The following is an 8,353-nucleotide window of genomic DNA, read 5'->3' as shown; positions in this document are numbered from 1 at the left end:
TTCGGTGAGCTGGGCGCGCAGCGGGTCGGGATCAGCCCGGACACCGTGGGGAAGCAGCGGGAGTTCGCCGACAAGCACGCGTTCGACTATCCGTTGCTGTCGGACGTGGGCGGCCTGGTCGCGGCGGCCTACGGGGTGAAGCGCAATATCTCGATCCTGCCGGTCAAGCGGCAGACGTTCGTGATCGGCAAGGACGGCCGGATCATCGACGTGGTCAAGAGCGAGGTGCGGATGAACGTGCACGCCGACCGGGCGCTCGAGGCGTTGCGAGCCTCGGGGCGATAGAGCCCGGTCGTACGCACGTACTCAGGCGGCCTCGACCCTCGCGGGGGAGGTGGCCGGCCGGGTGCGTGCCCTGCTGATCAGCGCGTCCACGGACAGTGCGCCGGGGCCGACGATCGCGATCAGGAGGAACGCCCAGGCGAACAGGGCGGACAGTTCACCGCCGTTCTGCAGCGGGTGCAGCGCGACCTCCTGGTGCACGACGAAGTAGGCGTACGCCATCGAGCCCGAGCAGATCAGGGCGGCGATCCGGGTACCGAGGCCGAGCAGCACCAGGATGCCGCCAACCAGTTGGATGACGGCCGCGTACCAGCCGGGCCACGATCCCGAGGGGACGGTGCCCCCCTGGCCCATGGCGCCGCCGAACACCCCGAAGAGCGACGAGGCTCCGTGGCTGGCGAAGAGTAGTCCTACCACCACGCGGAAGAGACTGTGGACAGTTCCTTGCAATTTGGCTAGTGAGTCCATATCGCCATGTTTGTAGGGACGCCAAGGTCAAGTCAATGAAAATGGCCCACAAGTTCTTAGGGTTACCTAACTCTCACACTCAGTCGGGCCCGTTCGACGGCCACCACGCCCAGGACGAGCAGGTCGACCAGGACGCCGAACACCGTCCCGAACTGCGACAACATGGCATCCAACAGCTGGGTGACCAGGAGGTCCAGCAGGATCGCGCGGTGGAACCAGGCGAACGCGCCCGCCCGGTCCCGGCGTAGCCGCAGGAGTCCGATCAGGATGAAACCGGCCGAGGCCATCGCGCTGACGCTCATGATCGTGGCGAGGATCTCATCGGAGTTGGCCACCAGCTCCTTGGGGAACAGGACCAGCGCGAACAGGGTCGCGGCGGCGGTCAGTACGCCACCGATCACCTGGAGTACCAGAAGCGCGACAGTGAGTATGGTGGCCGTCCGGCTGGCCAGGATCCGGTGCGCGCGGGTCACGAGGGAGCGCGCGACGCGGTGTCCGAGGTCGTCGGCCCCGTCGGGGAGCGCGGCCAGCAGGGCGGTCGTCGCGGGGGTGGCCGGGAGGCCGGCGGCGGCGCGGAGGTGCGCGTCGGCCTCGGCCCTGCGGTGCGGGCTCAGACCGGCGGTCACCCCGGACACGGCCTGGAAGACGGCTCCGGCGAGGTGCTCGCCCGCGCGGAGCGGACGGCTGTGCAGCAGATGGGTGCCGAGGAGGAACAGGATGACCGTGGCGTAGATGATCGCGGCGGCCGGCCGGAAGAAGTAGTCGTTGTCCCGGGTCACGAACTTGCCGACCTCGTCGATGAACAGGCCGAAGCCGATCCCGCCGACCACCGCCGTCGCGGGGCGCACGATGGCGCCGATGAAGGACAGGTGCAGGAGCATGGCCAGCGCCATCAGCAGGCCGCCCCACAGGACGTGCGCGATGTGCAGGCGGCTGCCGCCGACGCTCGGGTAGCCGGCGGCGGCGAGTCCGCCCCGGGTGAGCAGGACCGTCGCGACGGCCGTGACCACGAAGGCCGTGAGGAGCGGGACCGCGTGCGGGTCGCGGGGGAGCCCCCACCGGAGGAACGGCTGCCGCTGCATCGGCTGATTATCCCTTTTGGTACCGGGGAGGCGGCGCACATTCCCGGACGCGACGGGTGTTGTCGAGCAGTAGCATGTGATGTACTACCAACCATGCTCGACACCTATCTCGCCGCCTCCGCGCGCACCGGCAGGTTCACCTACGGCGCGCCCCGGGCGGTCTCCGTCTCCGCCGACGGCTCCCGACTCCTCCTGCTCCGCTCCACCGGCCCCACCGACCCGGTCGAGCGGCTGTGGACCGTGGACGTGGCGTCCGGTGCCGAGCACCTCGCCGCCGACCCGCTCGCCCTCTTCGGCGGCCCGGTCACCCTGGACGACCTGCCCCGGGCGGAGCGCGAGCTGCGCGAACGGGTCCGGCTGTGGGCGCCGGGCATCGGGTCGTACGCGGCGACGGCCGACCACGCGACCGTGGTGTTCGTCCTGGGCGGCCGGCTGTTCCGGGTCACCCGGACGGCCACCGGCTCCGCGCCCGGCCCGGCCACCGCCAGCACCGGTTCTCACAGCGCGACCGCCGGCACCGACGGCGGAGCCGCCCCCGACACCGACCGGGGCGACCCCGGAGCCGTCCGGACGACGGTCGACGAGCTCCCCGTAGCCGGCCCCGCCTTCGACCCCCGCCCGCACGCCGACCGCGTCGCCTACGTCGCGGGCGACGCCGTGCACGTCACCGGCATCGGCCGGATCACCCCCGCCGACGGCGGCACCTGGGGTCGCGCCGAGTTCAACGCCGCCGAGGAGCTCGGCCGCACCCGGGGCCACTGGTGGCTCCCCGGCGGCGACGCCCTCCTGGTCACCCGGGTGGACGACTCCGCCCTGGTCCGCCGGCACCTCGGAGACCCGGCCCGCCCGGAGGTCACCCCTGTCGCGCAGGCGTACCCGAGGGCGGGCGGGCCCAACGCCGACGTCGAGCTGTACCTCGTCCGGCTCAACGGGCTGACCACGCCGGTGGGCTGGGACCGGGAGGCGTACCCCTATCTGACCGACGTCGACGCCGGGGAACGCCCGGTCATCACGGTGTACGACCGGCTGCAGCAGCACTGCCTCCTGCTCGCCGTCGACCCGGTGACCGGGGCGACCGAGCACCTCGCCGGGTTCGCCGACGAGCACTGGCTGGAGGCCGTCCCGGGCACCCCGTGCCTGCTGGACGACGGCCGAGTGCTGTCCACCGTGGAGGAGGACACCCGGTCGCTGGCCGTGGACGGGGTCGTGATCACCCCGCCGGACCTGTACGTGCGCCGCCTCGTCGGGCACCACGCCGGCGGCCTGCTGGTCGAGGCCGGCGACGGGGACCCGGCCGAGCAGCACCTCTACGTCGTCCAGCTCGACGGGGGCGCGAAACGGCTGACCCCCGAGCCGGGTACGCACAGCGCGGTCGTCGGCGGCGGCACCCTCGTCACGACCAGCGCCACCCTCGGCGGCATCCGGCGGACCGTCAACGGCCGGCACCTGACCGACGTGTCCGACCCGCTGCCGCACCTCGGCCGCCCGGTCCTCGCCCGGGTCACCGAGCACGGCCTGCCCACCGCCGTCGTCTACCCGCGCGGGCACGTCGCCGGCCGCCCCCTCCCGGTGCTCCTCGACGTGTACGGCGGCCCCGGCGCGCAGGTCATCACCCACAACCCGCGGGTGTGGGCGGCCAAGCAGTGGTGGGCCGACCAGGGCTTCCTCGTGGTGACCGTCGACAACCGGGGCACCCCGAACGTGTCGCCCGACTTCACCCGGGCCGTGTTCCGCCGGTTCTCCCAGGTGGTGCTCGACGACCAGGTCGCCGCGCTGGCCGCCCTCGCCGACCGGCACCCGGACCTCGACACCACCAGGGTCGGGGTGCGCGGCTGGTCCTTCGGTGGCTATCTCGCGGCCCTGGCGGTGCTGCGCCGGCCCGACGTGTTCCACGCGGCCTCGGCCGGGGCGCCGCCGACGGACTTCCGGGAGTACGACACCGCGTACACGGAAAGGTATCTGGGGTTGCCCGCCGAGAACCCGGACGGCTACGCGGCCGACGCGCTGCTCGCCGACGCCCCGAACCTGACCCGGCCCCTGCTGCTCATCCACGGACTGGCCGACGACAACGTGCACCCGCTGCACTCGCTGCGGCTGTCGGAGGCGCTGACGGCGGCGGCCCGGCCGCACTCGGTGGTCACGGTTCCGGGCCTGAGCCACATGACGCCCGACGGGGTGGGCGAGCGGCTGTCGGCGATCGAACTCGACTTCCTGCGGGCACATCTGCGGCCCTGACCCGGGAGCGGGTGGGCGCGGAGAAAAAGGTGGGGGTCCGCCCCCATGCGCGGCGCGCCCACCCACGCCACGCTGGGGGTGTGCTGGTCTTCCGTGTTCTCGGTCCCGTGGCCGTGTGCGTGGGCGGCGGTGGTCCCTCGGGGACCGTCGCCGCCCAGCAGCGCGCCCTCCTCGCCGCGCTCCTGCTCCGCCCCGACGAATGGGTGAGCGCGGGCCGGCTCGTCGACGTCCTGTGGCCGACCCACGCCCCGCGCAACCCCCAGCGCCGGCTGTCCGGGCACGTGTTCCGGCTCAGGGCCGTGCTGGAGGCCCTGACGGGAGACCCGAGAATCGAGAGCCAACCAGGGGGGTACCGGCTGCGCCTGCGCCCCGGCCAGCTCGACCTGCACGCCTTCGAGGACCTGGCCGAACGCGGCCGGCGCGCCTACATCGCCGACGACCCCGACATGGCGGCGCTCCTGCTGACGGAGGCGCTGGCCGTGTGGCGCGGGGAACCCTACGAGGACGCGCCGCCCGGGCTGGTCGAGCGTGCGGTCAGGGCCCTGCGGGAGCGGCGGCTCACCGTGCACGAGCAGCTCGTCGAGGCGGAGCTGGCCCGGGGCCGGGCGGAGGCCGTCGTGCCCCTGGTGCAGGGGCTGCTGCTCGACGCGCCCCGTCGGGAGCGGCTGTGGACCCAGCTGATCACCGCGTACGGGCGGTTGGAGCGGCGGGCGGACGCGCTGGCGGCGTACCAGCAGGCGAATCTGGTGCTGCCCCGGCCGGGGCCGCAGCTGCAGGCGGCGCACCGGTTGGTGCAGCGGCCGTGACGGGGGCGGGCCGCGGCCGAAACGGCTGCGGCCCGCCGCGGCGGGGTCGCCGGACGGGCCGCAGCCGCAAGGGGTGGTGCTACGCCACCGCGATGGCGACGTCGATGTTGCCCCGGGTCGCGTTGGAGTACGGGCACACCTGGTGCGCCTTCGCCACCAGCGCCTCGGCCTGCTCGGCCGGCACGCCCGGCAGGGAGGTGGTGAGCGCCACGGTCAGGCCGAAGCCGCCCGCGCCGTTCGCCCCGAGCCCGACCTCGGCCGCCACGGACGAGCCGTCGATCGCGACGCCCGCCTTGCCGGCGACGAGCCGCAGCGCCGAGTGGAAGCACGCCGCGTAGCCGGCCGCGAAGAGCTGCTCGGGGTTGGTGGCGCCGCCGGGGCCGCCGAGCTCCTTCGGGGTGGCGACCTGGGTGTCGAGCAGGCCGTCCGCGGTGCGGACCTGGCCGTCCCGGCCGCCGGTCGAGACTGCCTCGGTGGTGTAGAGAACCTTCACGTGTTCCTCCGCTGGATCTTGTCGGTGAGGCGGGTCAGGGTGTCGCGCAGTTCGGCCAGCTCGTCGCCGGCCAGGTCGGTGCCGCAGAACAGTCGGCCGGGGATCTCCTCGGCCTTCTCCCGCAGCGCCACGCCCCGGGTGGTCAGCGAGACGGTCACGGACCGTTCGTCCTCGGGGCTGCGCTCGCGGGTCAGCAGGTCGGCCGCCTCCAGCCGCTTCAGCAGCGGAGAGAGGGTGCCGGAGTCGAGCCGCAGTTCCGCGCCGAGCTCCTTGACCGTGCGGGCGTCGCGTTCCCAGAGCACGAGCATCACCAGGTACTGCGGGTAGGTGAGGCCCAGCTCGTCGAGCAACGGCCGGTAGAGCGCCGTGACGGCCCGGGAGGCCGAGTAGAGCGCGAAGCACAGTTGGTGCCGGAGCTCGAGTTCCATGCCGCTAACGGTAGTGCCCAATTAAGTTGTGCACAACCGATACGGAGCGTGAGCTGGGGCACTGGACGTGACCTGGGACACATCGGTAAGCGGCGGAACAAGCGGCGGATTCGCAACGGACATAAGCCATCGGCGCTGGTCGAAGGGTTCTGCCGGGCGGGGGTCGGCGAATAACCGGGCGGAACTGTCGTACCCGGCCGGTAGATTCCGCCGGGTGTCCAACCAACCACCGCCGACCGTCGGGCCCGCGGAGCCCACCCTGGCCCCGGCCGCCGTCTCCCTGGCCCCGGTCAGCGCCCTGCACCCCGCCGCCGTGCTGCTCGCCGACATCGACGCGGCCTGGGCGGAGGCGGACCGGGTCCGCCGCGCCGCCCGCCGCCGTCCGCTTCAGAGGCAGGCGTCCGCCGGGCAGCGCCCCCGCTCCACATAGGTCTCCCGGAAGTCCGCGACCGCCGCGCGGACCTCCGCCGGCGCGTTCGTCCGGTCCAGCGCGTCCGCCGCCGCCGCGAAGCACTCCCGCGCCGCCCGCGCCATCGCCGGGGTCGACAGGCCGTGCCGGGCCGCCGACTGCCAGGCCCCGCGCACCTCCTCGGTCGCCGCCATCGCCGCGGCCGCCGCGACCGGGTCGTCCATCAGGGCGGACACCACTCCGAGGGGTACGAGCCAGCCGTCACCCCGCTGCGCGTCGATCATCCGCAGCTCCAGGTAGCCCCGGGCCCGGACCGGCGGGAACAGGGTGCTCAGGTGGTAGTCGAGATCGTCGAGCCCCGGCGCGCGAGTACCCGGCGACTGGATCCACTGCCGGAACGTCAACCCCTGCGGCACCCGCCACACCCCGCTGCCGTCCCGCACGCACATCACGGGCGCGTCGAGGACATAGCGCGCGTACGCCGAGCGCAGGTCCTCGCCCGCCCGCAGCGTCACCGGCCGGGTCCGGGCCGGGTCGAGCGCGTCCCACACCGCCCACCGGGTCGACTTCCAGCCGGTCGGCCGGCCCTCGCGCAGCGGCGAGTTGGCGAACGCCGCCACCAGCACCGGGCCCAGGGCGTGCGCGAGCCGCCACCGGTCGCCGCCGCTGCCCGGGCCCGCGTCCACGCACACCTGCACGGAGGCCGTCGAGCACATCATGAGCTGGCCGGCGGGGGAGAACGGCGCGAAGTACTCGGCCATCGCCCGGTAGCGGGGGGCGTCCAGGATCCGGCGCGGCGGGCGGACCGGGTCCAGTCCGTACCCGATGAGCTCCAGGTTGTTGGTGTGGGCCGCCTCGCGCAGGATCCGCAGGTCGGCGACGGTGTCGGCCACGCAGCCGGCCAGGCCGAGGCCCGCGGCGGAGCTCAGTTCCAGCTGCCCGCCCGGTTCGCAGGTAAGCTGGCCGCCACCGGGTAGTTCGCCGCAGTCCCGCACGGTCTGCCGCACCCGGTCGAGGGGCACGGGGGCCGCCGGATCGGCGGCGTCGCGCACGAGCCATTCGAGCTCCACCCCGAGCCTCTCCACGGGGCCGGTCCGCAGACTGACGGCGGACACGTGGGACATCGCCAGGTCGATCGTGAGTTGCATATCCGTCATTTCGGTCTCCTCCCGATCGTGCACTGTAGGGAGTCTGGCACATCCACCAGCCGCTTTCGGAAATTGTCGGGGGCGGCGGTTAGCCTGCGGTGTCCCGTCAGTGGAGAGGAAACATCCGGATGGCTTGGCTGACCGCCGCAGGCGGCTACGAGGTGACCCTGCGCGAGGGTTCGATTGTGTCCCGCAACGCCGCTGGCAAGGAGCTGCGCACCCTGCCCAAGACGTTGCGCGACGACCCGGCCGTGGTCGGGTTGCGGCAGCTCACCGAGTGGTTCACCCGGCACGAGACGGAGTGCCGCGCCGACGTCGAGCGGTGGATGATCCGGTCCCTGCCCGTCCCGGCGACGCTGCTCGCCCAGGTCTGGGCCGACGAGACCTGGCGCGCCACGCTCACCGACCTCGTCGTCGCCGTGCTCGACCAGAATGGACAGTGGGACCCCGAGGAGGTCGGCTTCCTCCGGCACGCCGACGAGGCGGGGATCGGGGTCGTCACCCTCGACGGCGAGACCGTCCGGCTGCCGTGCGAGCGGGTCCTGATCCCGCACCCGGTGACGCTGACGGAGCTGGACGACCTGCGGGAGTTCTCCGCCGACCTCGGCGGCACCCAGACCGTCGCCCAGCTGTTCCGCGAGACCTGGACCCGCCCCGCCGACCTGGATCCGCTGGCCACCGCCGTGGACACCTACTCCGGCGGCCGGTTCGAGCAGCTCCGGCACCTGATGGCCCGCGCCGCCTCCCAGGGCTACCCCGTCCGCGGCGGCTACGCGGTCTGCCGCGTCGTCGAGGGCGGCGACATCATCGAGGCCCGGTCCTGGATCGGCTCCGACGACCCGTACTACGAGACGGAGACCGGCGACCTGGTCTTCGTCGGCCCCAGCGGCAAGGCACTGCCGGTCTCCGAGGTCGGCCCGGTCACCTGGTCCGAGGGCATGCGGATGGCCGCCGCCCTGTACGCGGGCCGCACCGTCGAGAAGAACGAAACGGAGTCCTAGA

10 protein-coding genes are annotated in these 8,353 nt (G+C 73.3%); 5 read left to right on the top strand and 5 right to left on the bottom strand.

The window, feature by feature from the left end:
• Positions 1 to 285, top strand: a 285-nt coding sequence (locus PT931_RS26295; RefSeq protein ID WP_456248377.1) for a redoxin domain-containing protein, incomplete at its 5' end; no start/stop codon positions are given.
• 21 nt (positions 286 to 306) lie between these two features.
• On the opposite strand, the gene PT931_RS26290 is transcribed toward PT931_RS26295, so the two are convergent.
• The gene (locus PT931_RS26290; RefSeq protein ID WP_456248376.1) at positions 307 to 750 is read right to left on the bottom strand and encodes a DoxX family protein; all 444 of its coding nucleotides are present in this window, start codon (positions 748 to 750) and stop codon (positions 307 to 309) included.
• A 62-nt stretch (positions 751 to 812) separates the two neighbouring features.
• Positions 813 to 1,832: a hypothetical protein gene (locus PT931_RS26285; protein ID WP_456248375.1), complete on the bottom strand. Its 1,020-nt coding sequence runs from the start codon at positions 1,830 to 1,832 to the stop codon at positions 813 to 815.
• Positions 1,833 to 1,925: 93 nt separating this feature from the next.
• Here PT931_RS26285 and PT931_RS26280 point away from each other — a divergent pair, with 93 nt between their 5' ends.
• Positions 1,926 to 4,067 (top strand): prolyl oligopeptidase family serine peptidase, encoded by a 2,142-nt coding sequence (locus PT931_RS26280; protein WP_456248374.1) that lies wholly within the window; start codon positions 1,926 to 1,928, stop codon positions 4,065 to 4,067.
• Between the two features lie 80 nt (positions 4,068 to 4,147).
• Positions 4,148 to 4,873, top strand: a complete 726-nt coding sequence (locus PT931_RS26275; protein WP_456248373.1) for an AfsR/SARP family transcriptional regulator — start codon at positions 4,148 to 4,150, stop codon at positions 4,871 to 4,873.
• Between the two features lie 79 nt (positions 4,874 to 4,952).
• Here PT931_RS26275 and PT931_RS26270 read toward each other — a convergent pair whose 3' ends face one another.
• Both PT931_RS26270 and PT931_RS26265 read right to left on the bottom strand, forming a co-directional pair.
• Complete coding sequence (locus PT931_RS26270; protein WP_363725930.1) at positions 4,953 to 5,366, bottom strand: organic hydroperoxide resistance protein; 414 nt, start codon at positions 5,364 to 5,366, stop codon at positions 4,953 to 4,955.
• Positions 5,363 to 5,794 carry a MarR family winged helix-turn-helix transcriptional regulator gene (locus PT931_RS26265; protein WP_456248372.1) on the bottom strand — a complete coding sequence of 144 codons (432 nt, stop codon included), beginning with the start codon at positions 5,792 to 5,794 and terminating at the stop codon, positions 5,363 to 5,365. Before PT931_RS26265 ends, PT931_RS26270 begins: the two co-directional genes overlap by 4 nt.
• A 214-nt stretch (positions 5,795 to 6,008) precedes the next feature.
• Here PT931_RS26265 and PT931_RS26260 point away from each other — a divergent pair, with 214 nt between their 5' ends.
• Positions 6,009 to 6,224: a hypothetical protein gene (locus PT931_RS26260; RefSeq protein WP_456248371.1), complete on the top strand. Its 216-nt coding sequence runs from the start codon at positions 6,009 to 6,011 to the stop codon at positions 6,222 to 6,224.
• Here the strand turns inward: PT931_RS26260 and egtA are convergent.
• Positions 6,182 to 7,360 carry an ergothioneine biosynthesis glutamate--cysteine ligase EgtA gene (gene egtA, locus PT931_RS26255; RefSeq protein ID WP_456248370.1) on the bottom strand — a complete coding sequence of 393 codons (1,179 nt, stop codon included), beginning with the start codon at positions 7,358 to 7,360 and terminating at the stop codon, positions 6,182 to 6,184. The two genes, PT931_RS26260 and egtA, sit on opposite strands and share 43 nt — an antisense overlap.
• A gap of 119 nt (positions 7,361 to 7,479) precedes the next feature.
• Between egtA and PT931_RS26250 the strand changes: the two genes are divergently transcribed.
• The gene (locus PT931_RS26250) at positions 7,480 to 8,352 is read left to right on the top strand and encodes a DUF4132 domain-containing protein (RefSeq protein ID WP_456248369.1); all 873 of its coding nucleotides are present in this window, start codon (positions 7,480 to 7,482) and stop codon (positions 8,350 to 8,352) included.
• The last annotated feature ends 1 nt before the right edge of the window (position 8,353 follow it).

This window comes from Longispora urticae (assembly GCF_053902585.1).
Note: the sequence above shows the minus strand (reverse complement) of the source record. Positions and strands in the feature narration are given on the sequence as shown.